Source organism: Arthrobacter sp. 9E16, assembly GCF_002929435.1.
Classification (GTDB): Bacteria; Actinomycetota; Actinomycetes; order Actinomycetales; family Micrococcaceae; genus Arthrobacter_B; species Arthrobacter_B sunyaminii.
This window is the reverse complement of the sequence record NZ_PJIU01000002.1, coordinates 382,797-396,204: the sequence shown is the minus strand read 5'-3', so window position 1 is coordinate 396,204 and position 13,408 is coordinate 382,797. Positions and strand designations below refer to the sequence as shown.

Below are 13,408 nucleotides of genomic sequence, written 5' to 3'. Positions count from 1 at the left end.
GTTATGTTGTGGTGCAAAGCCCTAGTGGGCGTGGGCACCGCGGCTGTACTCGTACACCCAGCCGACCAGCGCGATGAGCGCCAGGCCTGCACTGATGAACAGGACCCACCAGCCAACTGCCATGCCCAGGAAACCGCCTGCGGCGGAAAGGCCGAGCAGCAGCGGCCACCAGCTCCAGGGGCTGAAGAAACCCTGTTCGCCGGAACCCTCATGAATCTCGGCGTCGAGCCGGTCTTCCGGACGGGGTCCGACGCGCTTGCCGGTGAAGCCGATGTAGAAGGCAATCATGGCGGACATGCCCGCGGTCAGGAACAGGGCCAGGTAGCCCACGGGTTCCATCCACTCGACCATGTAGCCGTAGACAACGCCCACCACGAGGAAGAACGGTGCCATATAGGCGAAGAGCTTGGTCTCTACCTTCACTTGGCCTTCTCCTTACGATCAGCAGCGCCCAGAACCTTGCCGGCGGCCGAATCATCGGTCACGGTCTGCTGCAGTTCAGGGTGGTGCAGGTCCAGTGCGGGACGTTCCGAACGGATCCGGGGCAGGGAGGTGAAGTTGTGGCGCGGCGGCGGGCAGGACGTGGCCCACTCGAGCGATCCGCCGAAGCCCCACGGGTCATCAACTTCAACCTTCTTACCATGGCGCCAGGTGATGTAGACGTTCCAGAAGAACGGAATCATGGACGCACCCAGCAGGAAGGAGCCGTAGGTGGAGAACTGGTTCATCAGCGTGAAGTTGTCTTCCACCAGGTAATCGGCGTAGCGGCGCGGCATGCCGATAACGCCCAGCCAGTGCTGGATCAGGAACGTGGCGTGGAAGCCAACAAACAGCATCCAGAAGTGGATCTTGCCCAGACGCTCGTTGAGCATCTTTCCGGTCCACTTGGGCCACCAGAAGTAGAAGCCGGCGAACATGGCGAACACAACGGTTCCGAAGATCACGTAGTGGAAGTGTGCCACCACAAAGTAGGTGTCAGAGACGTGGAAGTCCAGCGGCGGCGAGGACAGGATGATGCCGGTCAGGCCACCGAAGAGGAACGTGATGAGGAAGCCGATGCTCCAGAGCATGGGCGTCTCGAACGTGATGGATCCCCGCCACATCGTGCCGATCCAGTTGAAGAACTTCACGCCCGTAGGCACCGCAATCAACATGGTCATGAACGCGAAGAACGGAAGCATGACGGCGCCGGTGACGTACATGTGGTGGGCCCACACGGTGACGGACAGGGCCGCAATGGCGATCGTGGCGTAGACAAGGCCCTTGTAGCCGAAGATCGGCTTGCGGCTGAAGACCGGGAAGATCTCCGAGACAATGCCGAAGAACGGCAGGGCGATGATGTAGACCTCGGGGTGGCCGAAGAACCAGAACAGGTGCTGCCACAGGATGGCACCGCCGCGCTCGGGGTCAAAGATGTGTGCTCCGAACCGCCGGTCCGCACCCAGTGCGAACAGTGCAGCTGCCAGGGGCGGGAACGCCATCAGGACCAGGATGGCCGTAACCAGCGTGTTCCAGGTGAAGATCGGCATGCGCCACATGGTCATGCCCGGGGCACGCATGCAGATGATGGTGGTGATGAAGTTGACCGCACCCAGGATGGTTCCGAAACCTGACAGAGCCAGGCCGAACACCCATAGATCCCCGCCGACCCCCGGCGAGAACGTGGTGTTGGACAGCGGCGCATAGGCGAACCAGCCGAAGGAGGCGGCACCCTGCGGAGTGATGAAGCCGGCAACGGCAATGGTGCTGCCGAAGAGGAAGAACCAGAAAGCCAGGGCATTCAGTCGGGGGAACGCGACGTCGGGAGCCCCGATCTGCAGCGGCATCATGACGTTGGCGAAGCCGGAGAACAGCGGTGTGGCAAACATCAGCAGCATGACCGTGCCGTGCATGGTGAACAGCTGGTTGTACTGTTCCTTGGTCTGCACGATCTGCATGCCGGGTTCAAACAGCTCGGCACGGATGACCAGAGCCATCACACCTGCGAGACAGAAGAAAATGAATGATGCGATCAGGTACATGTACCCGATGGTCTTGTGGTCAGTGGAAGTGATCCAGCTGACAATAATGCGCCCCTTGGAGACGGGGACGACGCGCGGTGCAACCTGAGTTTCTTCCGAAGTGTATTCGAGAGTAGTCACAGCTTCCTCCTACCTCCTTACTTCGCTTGATTCTGAGTTGTACACGCGGTCGTACTCGGAACCGACCTGACCGTCGGGCAGGCTAGCCACATACGCGTCATATTCGGCTTCCGAAACTACCTTGACGTTGAAAAGCATTTCCGAGTGGTACTCGCCGCAGAGTTCGGCGCACTTGCCTTCGTAAGTGCCCTCGATGCCGGGAGTGATGTTGATGTAGTTCGTCCGTCCCGGGTAAAGGTCCATCTTCTGCAGGAAGGCGGGAACCCAGAAGGAGTGCTGCACGTCGCGGGAGTTCAGCTGGAGCTCAACGGTCTGGTTAACCGGCAGGTACAGGGTCGGCATTTCCGACTCTGCCTTCTCCTGGCCGTCCAGGTTCACCTGGACGTTGAGGTCATACTTGTCCTCGGTGACGTAGTTGAAGTCCCAGGACCATTGCTTTCCACGGACGTCCACAACGACGTCGGGGTCATCAACGCGCTCACTGATGGCGCGGATGTCCTGATCCGTGAAGTAGAACAGCACCAGGACCATGAACAGCGGAATGGCCGTGTAGAAGATCTCCAGGGGCAGGTTGTAGCTGAGCTGCCGCGGGTAGCCGGTTTCATTCTTCCTGCGCCGGTAGGCAATGATGCACCAGAGAATCAGCGCCCAGGTGAGCACACCAACCGCCAGTGCCGCGATCCATGAATTGACCCAAAGGTCCATGATCCGGCCGGTGTGGTTGGTAGTGTCGCGCTCCGTGGGCAACCATCCCCGTTGGGCTTCTGCTGAACAACCCGATAAAAACAACGCGCCGGCCGACGTTACGGCTGAGATCTTAAAGATCCTGGCGCGTCGGCTGCTGGTTCGGTCCTGCGAACTCACAGACGGCCCTTCCTCTTGTTACGTGCAAGTGCGGCACAGCGGACAGACGAATCCCCCAGCTGCGCACGATCAGTTTTACTACTACGTGTAGAGCTTACCCGCACGCGTGGCCATCCAGTGACAGACCGCACCGCGTCCTTGGCAAAATACCGTGTGTTACGGCCAACAGCCGCACGGCCCCGTCAGTGAAACGGGGCCACGGGACGCAGCTTAGTGGAACGAGTCTCCGCAGGCGCACGAGCCGCCTGCGTTGGGGTTATCGATGGTGAACCCCTGCTTGGAAATGGTGTCCTCGAAGTCGATCGAGGCGCCGGACAGGTACGGAACGCTCATCTTGTCCACGATGACCTCTACGCCGTCGAAGTCGCGGACAGCGTCGCCGTCCAGGACACGCTCGTCAAAGTAGAGCTGGTAGATCAGGCCGGAGCAGCCGCCGGGCTGAACGGCCACGCGAAGCCGCAGGTCGGTCCGGCCTTCCTGCTCCAGGAGGCTGCGGACCTTTCCCGCAGCAACATCGGAGAGTGCAACTTCGTGGGTGGGCAGCTCTGCTTCGGGAGCGGCTGCCGCATCCACGCTGGTGCCGGTTTCGCTGGTGGAAGTGCTCATTGCTTCTCTCTTTCCTCACGTGGACCGTGCACGGGAGGGCAGTTGCTCCCCCGAAGGCTCCGGGCCAGGTCCTTCTCCATGGTACGTCGGTGCTTACACCCAGACGCAACGCGTCCGGGCACGAAAAGATTTCCATGCCCGGACGCGGCGCGTTTTCAAAGGAGCAGGCTAGGACTTCGATGCCTGACCGAGGCTGGCCAGCAGCAGTGCTTCGGCGAGCACGGCGTTACGGAAATCACCCAGGTCCAGTGACTCGTTGGCGCTGTGGGCACGCGAATCCGGGTCCTCGACGCCGGTAATCAGGATCTGCGCCGAGGGGAACAGCTCCGTCAGGTCGGCAATGAAGGGAATGGAGCCACCCATGCCCGATTCCACCGGCTCGACGCCGCCCCAGGCTTCGCGCAGTGCCCACAGGGCGGTGCGTGCCGCCGGAGCAGAGGTGTCTGTGGCGAACGCCTGCCCCTGCTCCCCCGGGATGAAGGTGACCTTCGCTCCGAACGGCGCGTGTGACTGAACGTGGCGCTCGACGGCGCTCATGGCCTCCGCCGGATTCTGCCCCGGCGCCAGGCGAAGGCTGAACTTGGCCCGTGCCTTGGGCTGAATGGTGTTCGAGGACATGTCCACGGACGGAACGTCGATGCCGATGATGGACAGCGCCGGCTTGGTCCACAGCCGGGACGCGATGGACCCGGTACCGGCCAGCTGCACGCCGTCGAGCACCGAGGAATCCTCGCGGAAGTCCGCCTCGGCATATTCCACGGCGGCGGTATCGGAGGACGCAAGGCCCTCAATGGCGACGTCACCGGCGTCGTTGTGGAAAGTGGAAATCAGGCGCGCCAGCAGCGTGGGCGCATCCAGCACCGGCCCGCCGAACATGCCCGAGTGCACGGCATGGTCCAAAACCTGGACCTCCACCGTGCCGTCCACCAGTCCGCGCAGGCTGGTGGTCAACGCCGGGACGCCCACTTTCCAGTTGCCGGAGTCCGCCACCACAATGACGTCTGCTTCGAGCAGATCGCGGTAGGTTTCGAGGAAATCGCGGAACGTGGGAGAACCTGCTTCTTCCTCACCCTCGATAAAGAGGGTGATGCCGACACCGGAGTCCTCCCCCAGCACCGTATCCAGCGCGCGGAGGGCACCAACGTGAGCCATGATGCCGGCTTTGTCATCGGCGGCCCCGCGCCCGTAGAGCCGTCCGTTGCGCTCGGTGGCGACAAACGGCTCCGTCTCCCACAGGGACAGGTCCCCGGGAGGCTGGACGTCGTGGTGTGCGTAGAGCAGGACTGTCGGCTTCCCGTCCCGGGCCGGGCGGCGGGCGACAACAGCGGGGCCACCTGGTTTGCCGTTATTGTCCACCCGCAGGATCTGCACATCGGTGAGTCCTGCCCCGCGGATCAGGGCGGCCACTGCCTCGGCACTTTCGTTCAGGCGTTCCGGGTCAAAGGAGTCCCACGCGATGCCGGGGATCGAGACGAGGGACTTGAGCTGCTCAACCGTGCGGGGGAAATCAGCTTCCACGGCGGAGCGCAGAGCATCCACATCCACTGACGGCGAAGGGGTTTCTGGTATCAAAGTCATAACAAAACAGTACATGCGCCCCTGCCGGGTCAGCATAGGGACTGTGAACCGGTTCCGAACCCGGCCACTGAAGGCCGGCGTCAAGGTATCCTAGAGGGGTGTTCGGACGAAAGAATGAAGCGCCCACCGCGCAGGAAACTGTGGACCAGGCTGCTGCGGCAGCCCAGACCAGCTCAGCCCGCACGGCCGCGGGGAAGGGAGTTCCCACCCCCAAGCGCCGGGACCAGGTTGCAGCGCGCCAGCGCCCGCTGGTCCCCACAGACCGCAAGGCGGCGAAAAATGCCAGCCGTGAAGCGATGCGCGAGGAACGGCTGAAGACCCGCGCCGCCCTCGACACCGGCGACGAGCGTTACCTTCCGCTGCGTGACAAGGGACCCCAGCGCCGGTTTATCCGCGACGTGGTGGACTCCCGCTGGAACCTGGGTGAGTTTGTCATGATCGCCGCCCTCGTCTTTGTGGTGGTCAGCTTCATCCAGAACCTCACCGTGCAGAGCATTGTCATGCTGGCCTTCTGGGTATTGATCCTGGCCGTCATCCTCGACAGCTTCATCCTGCGGGCGATCATCCGCCGCCGCCTCACCGAGAAGTTCGGCAGCCCCAATTCCGGTGACGTCTGGTACGGCGTCTCCCGCGCCCTGCAGCTGCGCCGCTTCCGCCTTCCGAAGCCGCAGGTCAAGCGCGGCGAAAAGCCCGCTTAATTGAGGTTCTGCGAGCCGGTCTAGCTTGGCTGCTCCTCAGGACTCAACGACATAAAGGAAGGGTTGCTTCCCCGGTACTCCGGGAAGCAACCCTTCCTTTTGTGTATTACTTCCCTGAGCGGGCCAGCTGCCGGTTGATCCTGGCTGCCCAGAACGGCCCCTCATAGAGGAACGCGGTGTAGCCCTGCACCAGGGTGGCCCCCGCAGCCAGGCGCTCCCGTACATCCGCCGCTGTTTCGACTCCGCCCACGGAGATGATCACCGGACCGTTGGGGCCGAGGGCGGCGTGCAGCCGCTGAAGGACTTCAAGGGACCGGCGGCGCAGCGGAGCACCGCTCAGCCCGCCCACTCCACAGTCCATGACCTTATGCGGGTCCGTCACCAGATTCTCGCGGGTGACGGTGGTGTTGGTGGCAACCACGCCGTCGAGGCCGAGGTCCAGGGCCAGCCGGGCAACGTCGTCGATATCCTCGTCGGTGAGGTCGGGCGCGATCTTCACCAGCAGGGGAACGTGCCGGCCGGCGGCGGCGTCAGCGGTCTCGGAGACGGCGGAAAGCAGGGGGCGCAGGGAATCAATGTTCTGCAGCAGGCGAAGCCCCGGCGTATTGGGCGAGGAAACGTTGACCACCAGGTAATCGGCCTGGGGAGCAAGTTCCCGCGTGCTTGTCAGGTAATCGTCCACCGCGTCGGCCAGGTCCACGGTTTTGGTCTTGCCGATATTGACGCCAATGATTGGCCGGTTTTGGCCCCAGGCCCGCTCCAGCATGCGACGGGCACGCGCCACGCGCGGAGCAACAGCGGCGGCGCCGTCATTGTTGAAGCCCATCCGGTTGATGACGGCCCGATCTTCGACCAGCCGGAAGAGCCGGGGCTTCGGGTTGCCCGGCTGCGCGCGGCCGGTTACCGTCCCGATTTCCACGTGGCCAAACCCCATGTTGGTCAGCGGAACAATACCCGAGCCCTCTTTGTCGAAACCTGCGGCCAAACCGAAGGGTGACGGGAAATCGAGTCCCAGAGCCCGTACTCGAAGCTTCGGGGACGGCCGCATGAAGCGGCGCATTACCGGTCCGGCGGGAGTCAGAGCTGCCGCCTTGATGAGGTCAAAACCGATTTTGTGGGCCTTTTCAGGATCCATGCCGGAGAAAACAACACGGAAGAAGGCGGGATAAACGCGCATGATTTCATGCTTCCACTGCGGGGTCCCCGTGCCAAATTCCGGGTCAGCGCCGGATGGACGATGACGCACCCGCCTGCAGATATAGGAAGATGGAGGGATGGATGCGCAGTGGAGACCGGACTTCCTCGGGAACGGCTTCCAATGCCTGACCCTGGACCTTGGCGAAGACGAAGAGGGTCCAGTCGTCGCCACCCTGATCTCCCATACGCCTGAGCCGCCGCCTCCGCCCACCTTCGGCGGCCGGGCACGGGAACTCCTGCGCCGGCTGCATGCCCCCGTTCCGGCCGAACCGGTGCAGGCCGTCCTGTACATCCACGGGTGGACCGACTACTTTTTCCAGACCGAGCTGGCGGACTTTTGGGCCGGACTGGGGGTGGCCTTTTACGCACTGGATTTGCGCAAGTACGGCCGCAGTCTTCGTCCGGGCCAGTCCGAGGGGTACATCACGGACCTGCAGGAGTACGACGCCGACATTGAGGCGGCAATGGCCGCCCTGACCGAGCACATACGGTCCCGCCGGGGAGCAGACACGCCGGTGCGGATCAGCCTGATGGCCCACTCCACCGGCGGACTGGTGGCCTCACTCTGGGCCCACCGGAACCCCGGCCGCATTGAAGCACTGATCCTGAACAGCCCCTGGTTGGAGCTGCGGGGTTCGTGGATCGTGCGCACTGCCACCGCCGGGCTGCTGGAACCGCTGGCGCGCCTGCGGCCCAAGGCTCGGCTGAAGGTTCCCGAGCTCACCAATTACTGGCGCAGCATCAGCCGCCAGGGCGACGGCGAATGGGACCTGGATCCGCAGCTGAGGCCGCCCTCCAGCTGGCCGATCCGGGCCGGCTGGATCAGTGCGGTACTCAACGGGCATGCCCAGGTGGCGCGGGGGCTGGATATCAGGGTTCCGATCCTGCTTCTGGCCTCCGCCGCCTCCACGGTGGCCGTCTCCTGGAATGAGGCCATGAAAACCTCGGACAGTGTCCTGGACGTAACCCTCATGGTTCAGCGGGGCCTGCTGCTGGGGCCGCAGGTTACCGTCTGCAGATTCGAAAACTCCCTGCACGATGTGCTGCTCTCTTCGCTGCCGGTGCGTCGGCGGGTTTACGGGAAGATCGAGCAATGGGCACGGGGCTTTGTGCTCCTGTCCCCGCCGGACCGCCGCCGGTAGAGCCCTAGGCCGGAGCGGCCTGATCCACTGCTCCGCCGTAGCGCCGGTCCCGCCGGGCGTAGATTTCCACTGCTTCCCACAGAGTGCGGCGGTCCACATCCGGCCACAGGGTGTCCATGAACACCATCTCCGCGTAGGCGGACTGCCAGAGCATGAAGTTGGACAGCCGCTGCTCGCCGGACGTCCGCAGGAACAGATCCACATCCGGCAGATCAGGTTCATCCAGATACTTCTGGATGGTCTTTTCCGTGATCGAGCCGGGGCGCAGTTTCCCGCGCGCCACGTCGGCCGCAATTGCTGACACCGCGTCGGTGATTTCGGCCCGGCCGCCGTAGTTGACACACATGTTCAGGGTGCACACCGTGTTGTCTTTGGTGGCTTCTTCGGCGATTTCCAGTTCCTTCACCACGGACTGCCACAGGCGGGGACGGCGCCCGGACCAGCGGATCCGCACGCCCCATTCGCTGAGCTGGTCCCGCTGCCGGCGCAGCACGTCGCGGCTGAAGCCCATGAGGAAGCGGACCTCTTCCGGGGACCGTTTCCAGTTCTCGGTGGAGAAGGCGTAAACGGATACGTGCCGGATGCCCATTTCCACGGCGCCGGCCATCACATCCAGCAGGGCAGCCTCGCCTGCCCGGTGCCCTTCCGTTCGCGGCAGTCCGCGCTGGTTGGCCCAGCGTCCGTTGCCGTCCATCACGATTGCCACGTGCCGGGGCACCAAATCGGCGGGCACGGACGGCGGCACCGCACCGGAGGGGTGCGGTGCGGGACGCACCGGTGCTTGGGACTTCGAACGCACGTTCAGACACGCTCCACATGTTGAAGGGATTTGACGACCCGTTCCAGGTGCCATTGAAGGTATCCGCCGACGAGGCCGGCGGATTCGCGCCGCGCCTGCTGTCCGGCGGCATCGGCGGTTGGCCAGTCTCCGGAGAGCAGGGCTGCCAGCAGCATCATGGTGTCGGGTGAGGGGGAGGCCGATCCGGGCGGACGGCAGGCTGAGCAGACGGCGCCGCCCAGGGCAGCGGAGAATGCCGTGTGCGGGCCAGGGGCACCGCAGCGGGCGCAGACGGTGAAGCTCGGCGCCCAGCCGGCCGTGGCCAGGGCCCGCAGCAGGTAGGAGTCCAGGATCAGCTCCGGAGCGTGGGCTCCGCGGTTCAGCGCCGCCAGGGCACCGATGACCAGGTGGTAGTGGGCGTTGGCGGACTCGCCGTCGACGTCGGTCAGCCGCTCGGCAGTTTCGGCGATGGCCGCAGCGGCAGTGTAGCGCGCATAGTCAGAGACGATGCCGTGCCCGTAGGCGCCCAGCGTGGTGGCCTGCGTCACGATATCCAGGTTCCGCCCGGAAGACAGCTGCAGATCCGCCACCATGAACGGTTCCAGCCGGGCACCGAACTTGCTCGAGGTTCGCCGCACACCCTTTGCCACGGCGCGCACCTGCCCGTGGCCGCGGGTGAGCAGCACCAGGATCCGGTCCGCTTCGCCCAGTTTGTGGGTGCGCAGGATGACACCCTCGTCCCGGTATGTCCGGGATGCAAATGATTTTCCTGCCACGAACCCTATTTTCCCACGGTTTGGTGCTGCTGCGGCGCACCCGCGCCCACGGCTCCGGCGCGCCGCAGCAGCACGCTCTGTGTCAGGCCCGGTCGCGGATGGCCCGATTCACGGCCGAGATCACTGCCTTGAGCGCAGACATGGTGGTGTTCGCGTCGATGCCGACGCCCCAGAGCACCCGCTCCCCCACAGCCAGTTCCACGTAGGCCGCTGCCGCGGCATTGCCGCTGGCGGACAGGGCATGCTCGGTGTAATCCAGCAACCGCACGTCGATGCCGTCCTCACCGAGGATTTCCAGCAGAGCGGCAATCGGGCCGGTGCCGGAAGCCGTGCGCTTCTGCTGCACTTCCCCGTTCATCAGCACGGCCGTCATCTTGAAGGTGCCGTCCTCCGCTGTGTCCGCGTTGACCGACGAGAGGGCGTAGTGTCCCCAGGGTTCGCCGTCGGACTCCGGGGTGGAGGGCAGGTACTCATCCTGGAACACCTTCCACAACTCGGCGCCGGTAATCTCGCCGCCGGCGGTGTCGGTGCGGCGCTGGACCACGCCCGAAAATTCGATCTGCGCACGGCGGGGCAGGTCCATATTGTGCTCGTTCTTGAGCAGGTAGGCCACGCCGCCCTTGCCGGACTGGCTGTTCACCCGGATCACGGCCTCGTAGGTGCGGCCAATGTCCTTGGGATCGATCGGCAGGTACGGCACCGCCCAGGGAATGCCGTCCACCGTGGTGCCCGCCGCGGCAGCATCCTTTTCCATAGCCTCGAAGCCCTTTTTGATGGCGTCCTGATGTGAACCGGAGAAGGCGGTGAAGACCAGGTCTCCGCCGTAGGGGGAACGCTCGGGGACGGGCAGCTGGTTGCAGTACTCGACGGTGCGGCGCACATGGTCGATGTTGGAGAAATCGATCTCAGGGTCGATGCCCTGGCTGAACATGTTCATGCCCAGCGTCACCAGATCAACGTTGCCGGTGCGCTCTCCGTTGCCGAAGAGGCAACCTTCGATGCGGTCGGCGCCGGCCAGATATCCCAGTTCGGCGGCCGCCACCCCTGTGCCCCGGTCATTGTGCGGGTGCAGGGACAGGATGATGGAGTCGCGGTTCGCCAGGTTGCGGTGCATCCACTCGATGGAATCGGCGTATACGTTGGGCGTGGCCATTTCCACGGTGGCCGGCAGGTTCAGGATCATCTGCCGGTCCGGGGACGCCTCCAGGACTTCGGCGACGGCGTTGGAGATGCGCAGGGCGAAGTCCAGTTCGGTTCCGGTGTAGGACTCAGGCGAGTATTCGTAAGTGACGTCGATGCCGCGCAGCTGCTCTTCATACTTTTTGCACAACCGGGCACCGGTGAGCGCTATGTCCACGATCCCGTCCTGATCGGTGTTGAACACCACTTTGCGCTGCAGGATCGAGGTGGAGTTGTACAGGTGGACGATCGCCCGGTCCGCACCCTCAAGGGAATCATAGGTGCGCTCGATCAGGTGTTCCCGGGACTGGGTCAGGACCTGGATGGTGACGTCATCGGGGATACGGTCCCCCTCGATCAGCTGGCGGACAAAGTCATAGTCCAGCTGGGAAGCGGATGGAAAGCCCACCTCGATCTCCTTGTAGCCCATTTCCACCAAGAGGTCGAACATCTTGTGTTTGCGTTCCGGGCTCATCGGGTCGATCAGGGCCTGGTTGCCGTCCCGCAGGTCAACGGCGCACCAGCGCGGGGCTTTGGTAATGAGCTTGTCCGGCCACGTGCGGTCAGGCAGCTCAAAGCTGACCTGTTCCTGATACGGAACGTATTTGGAGACGGGCATTCCCGAGGGCTGCTGTGCATTTCGCATGTCTGTGGGGCCTTTTCTAGGAGTTCAGAAGAGCGGCCGGGCAACACAAACTCCGCAGCGAGGGGTCGGCCTATACGTTGGATATGGCCTCGCCGCGGCAGCTAAGGAGAAGGAGCTCTGCGCGCACGTGACCACCCTAACAGCGCAGCAGGGGCCAACCCAATTATTAATTGCCGAATGCGGTCTGGCACGTAACCTGGGCGGCGGTCTGTCCGGACAGGCCGCCCACATCGCCGGCACTGGGCATGGTGTTTCCGGCGGCGAAGTCCTCACCAACCTGCACACTCACGCCAATGACCAGATTGCTGGCAACAACCTGGACAGCCGGGATGCCCAGAGCGGCAGCCACCTGCTCCGCCATTTCCTGATATCCGGGTCCGAAGAAAACCTGGGTGGCGGGACTGGAGACAGCCGCCTGTCCCCCCGCGGACGCCTGGGCGTATCCCTCGGAGAGCAGGTAGGCGGCGAGTTCCTGGTCGCGGCTGCCGGCGTCGCCGCTCTTCCCGGTGGCGTCCAGAATGGTGACCGGAACGGCCGCGGGGTCAATGACAGCCGGTTCCTCCGGCGCTGCCGGAGGAACCGTTCCCTCATCAGAGGGACTTTCCGGGGCCGGCTCCGGAGTGGGCTCGGTGATGTCCCGGTCCTGCACCAGGGCTTTGAACAGCGGCGTGGCCGCGGCTTCATCCAGGACCAGGCGGTTGTTGTCGTATTCATAGGGAACCACCGGCGCCGTCACGAACGCGACGCGGTCCAGGTCAACATCCTTCAGCCGTCCGGCCAGGGCGATGAGCGAGGAAACTTCGGTCAGTTCCTTGTCCACCGTCAGGTTGCGGGTGACGGTTTCAGCAATGGAGTAGAGCTTGGGAAGGTTGTTCAGCGTGCCTTCTTCGTTGACCTTGCGCACCATGGAGGCCAGGAAGCTCTGCTGGGCGCGGATGCGGCCCTCATCGCCGCCGTTGCCAAAGCCGTGGCGGGTGCGCAGGAAGGCAAGCGCCTGGTCGCCTTTGACGCTGCTGACGCCGGCGGGAAGGCTTAGCCCGGACAGTTCATCCTCCACGGGCTGGTTTACGCAGACCTCCACGCCGCCCAGGGTGTTGGACAGTTCCTTGACCGCGTTGAAGTCCGCCATCATAAAGTGGTCCACGCTCAGCCCGGTGAGCTCGTTGATGGCGGCAACGGTGCACCCCGGCCCGCCGTTGCCCAGGGCTCCGTTGAGCTGGCCCAACTCCATGGCCGGGTAGACGTCGCCGGTTTCCGGGTCCAGGCATTCCGGCAACGGCACCAGCAGGTCACGCGGGAAGCTCACCACTGTGACATGGGACCGGTCGGCGGCCATGTTGACCAGCATCATGACGTCGGAATTGTTGCTGTCCTGTCCTTCGCGGTTGTCCGTGCCCAGGACCAGGATCTGCAGCGGATCGGTGTTGGCGTCCACCGGGAGGGCGGATTCCTGATTCGAGCCGAGGTTCAGCGGACGGGTCTCGAAGTTCTGCTGCAGCCGGATGGCCTGCACGGCCACGAACACCAGCCCGGAGACCAGCGTCAGTGAAAGCACCAGGGCGATCGTCCGCAGCACCGGGTGCCCGACGCTTCGGCGGCCCAGATGCCGGCCGCCCGGAGCGGCTGCCGGAGAGAGGCCAAAAGCTGAGTTCCCGGAGGGCCCGGCACCTGTATCGGCACGGCGAGATGACATGAGCCGGTCCCCTTCAATAATTCGCGTTCAGCAGTTCAATCGGTGGTGCCGGCAGTTGCATCTGCGCCCGCGGCAGTTCAAAGTGTACGCGGCGCCCCTGAGAATCATCT

General features: G+C 64.0%; 12 protein-coding genes. 2 read left to right on the top strand and 10 right to left on the bottom strand.

What is annotated here, in order from left to right; all coding sequences use genetic code 11:
• Positions 1-21 precede the first annotated feature (21 nt).
• From CXR00_RS08575 to CXR00_RS08555, 5 genes are all read right to left on the bottom strand, one after another.
• Positions 22-423: a cytochrome c oxidase subunit 4 gene (locus CXR00_RS08575; RefSeq protein ID WP_104054102.1), complete on the bottom strand. Its 402-nt coding sequence runs from the start codon at positions 421-423 to the stop codon at positions 22-24.
• Positions 420-2,141: a cytochrome c oxidase subunit I gene (gene ctaD / locus CXR00_RS08570; protein WP_104054101.1), complete on the bottom strand. Its 1,722-nt coding sequence runs from the start codon at positions 2,139-2,141 to the stop codon at positions 420-422. Before ctaD ends, CXR00_RS08575 begins: the two co-directional genes overlap by 4 nt.
• A 9-nt stretch (positions 2,142-2,150) precedes the next feature.
• Positions 2,151-3,005 carry a cytochrome c oxidase subunit II gene (gene coxB, locus CXR00_RS08565; RefSeq protein ID WP_104054100.1) on the bottom strand — a complete coding sequence of 285 codons (855 nt, stop codon included), beginning with the start codon at positions 3,003-3,005 and terminating at the stop codon, positions 2,151-2,153.
• A gap of 210 nt (positions 3,006-3,215) precedes the next feature.
• Positions 3,216-3,611, bottom strand: a complete 396-nt coding sequence (locus tag CXR00_RS08560; RefSeq protein ID WP_104054099.1) for an iron-sulfur cluster assembly accessory protein — start codon at positions 3,609-3,611, stop codon at positions 3,216-3,218.
• A gap of 168 nt (positions 3,612-3,779) precedes the next feature.
• The gene (locus CXR00_RS08555) at positions 3,780-5,189 is read right to left on the bottom strand and encodes a dipeptidase (protein WP_258060029.1); all 1,410 of its coding nucleotides are present in this window, start codon (positions 5,187-5,189) and stop codon (positions 3,780-3,782) included.
• A 98-nt stretch (positions 5,190-5,287) separates the two neighbouring features.
• On the opposite strand from CXR00_RS08555, the gene CXR00_RS08550 reads away from it, so the two are divergent.
• A complete protein-coding gene (locus tag CXR00_RS08550) occupies positions 5,288-5,887 on the top strand; it encodes a DUF3043 domain-containing protein (RefSeq protein WP_104054098.1) in 600 nt (199 codons plus the stop codon).
• A gap of 106 nt (positions 5,888-5,993) precedes the next feature.
• Here CXR00_RS08550 and CXR00_RS08545 read toward each other — a convergent pair whose 3' ends face one another.
• Entirely contained in the window at positions 5,994-7,064 is a 1,071-nt protein-coding gene (locus CXR00_RS08545; RefSeq protein ID WP_104054097.1) for a quinone-dependent dihydroorotate dehydrogenase, read from the bottom strand.
• A gap of 97 nt (positions 7,065-7,161) precedes the next feature.
• Between CXR00_RS08545 and CXR00_RS08540 the strand changes: the two genes are divergently transcribed.
• A complete protein-coding gene (locus tag CXR00_RS08540; protein ID WP_104054096.1) occupies positions 7,162-8,226 on the top strand; it encodes an alpha/beta hydrolase in 1,065 nt (354 codons plus the stop codon).
• Between the two features lie 4 nt (positions 8,227-8,230).
• Here CXR00_RS08540 and CXR00_RS08535 read toward each other — a convergent pair whose 3' ends face one another.
• From CXR00_RS08535 to CXR00_RS08520, 4 genes are all read right to left on the bottom strand, one after another.
• Complete coding sequence (locus tag CXR00_RS08535; RefSeq protein WP_237688578.1) at positions 8,231-9,025, bottom strand: isoprenyl transferase; 795 nt, start codon at positions 9,023-9,025, stop codon at positions 8,231-8,233.
• Positions 9,026-9,027: 2 nt separating this feature from the next.
• The gene (recO, locus tag CXR00_RS08530) at positions 9,028-9,780 is read right to left on the bottom strand and encodes a DNA repair protein RecO (protein WP_104054094.1); all 753 of its coding nucleotides are present in this window, start codon (positions 9,778-9,780) and stop codon (positions 9,028-9,030) included.
• Positions 9,781-9,862: 82 nt separating this feature from the next.
• Entirely contained in the window at positions 9,863-11,605 is a 1,743-nt protein-coding gene (gene leuA, locus CXR00_RS08525) for a 2-isopropylmalate synthase (RefSeq protein WP_104054093.1), read from the bottom strand.
• Positions 11,606-11,771: 166 nt separating this feature from the next.
• Complete coding sequence (locus CXR00_RS08520; protein WP_104054092.1) at positions 11,772-13,298, bottom strand: LCP family protein; 1,527 nt, start codon at positions 13,296-13,298, stop codon at positions 11,772-11,774.
• Positions 13,299-13,408 lie beyond the last annotated feature (110 nt).

Bases quoted from the DNA above. Each gene is read 5' to 3' on its own strand.
- CXR00_RS08520 (WP_104054092.1), bottom strand. From the start codon at position 13,298: ATGTCATCTCGCCGTGCCGATACAGGTGCCGGGCCCTCCGGGAACTCA.
- CXR00_RS08555 (WP_258060029.1), bottom strand. From the start codon at position 5,189: ATGACTTTGATACCAGAAACCCCTTCGCCGTCAGTGGATGTGGATGCT.
- leuA (WP_104054093.1), bottom strand. From the start codon at position 11,605: ATGCGAAATGCACAGCAGCCCTCGGGAATGCCCGTCTCCAAATACGTT.
- CXR00_RS08545 (WP_104054097.1), bottom strand. From the start codon at position 7,064: ATGCGCGTTTATCCCGCCTTCTTCCGTGTTGTTTTCTCCGGCATGGAT.
- CXR00_RS08540 (WP_104054096.1), top strand. From the start codon at position 7,162: ATGGATGCGCAGTGGAGACCGGACTTCCTCGGGAACGGCTTCCAATGC.
- CXR00_RS08560 (WP_104054099.1), bottom strand. From the start codon at position 3,611: ATGAGCACTTCCACCAGCGAAACCGGCACCAGCGTGGATGCGGCAGCC.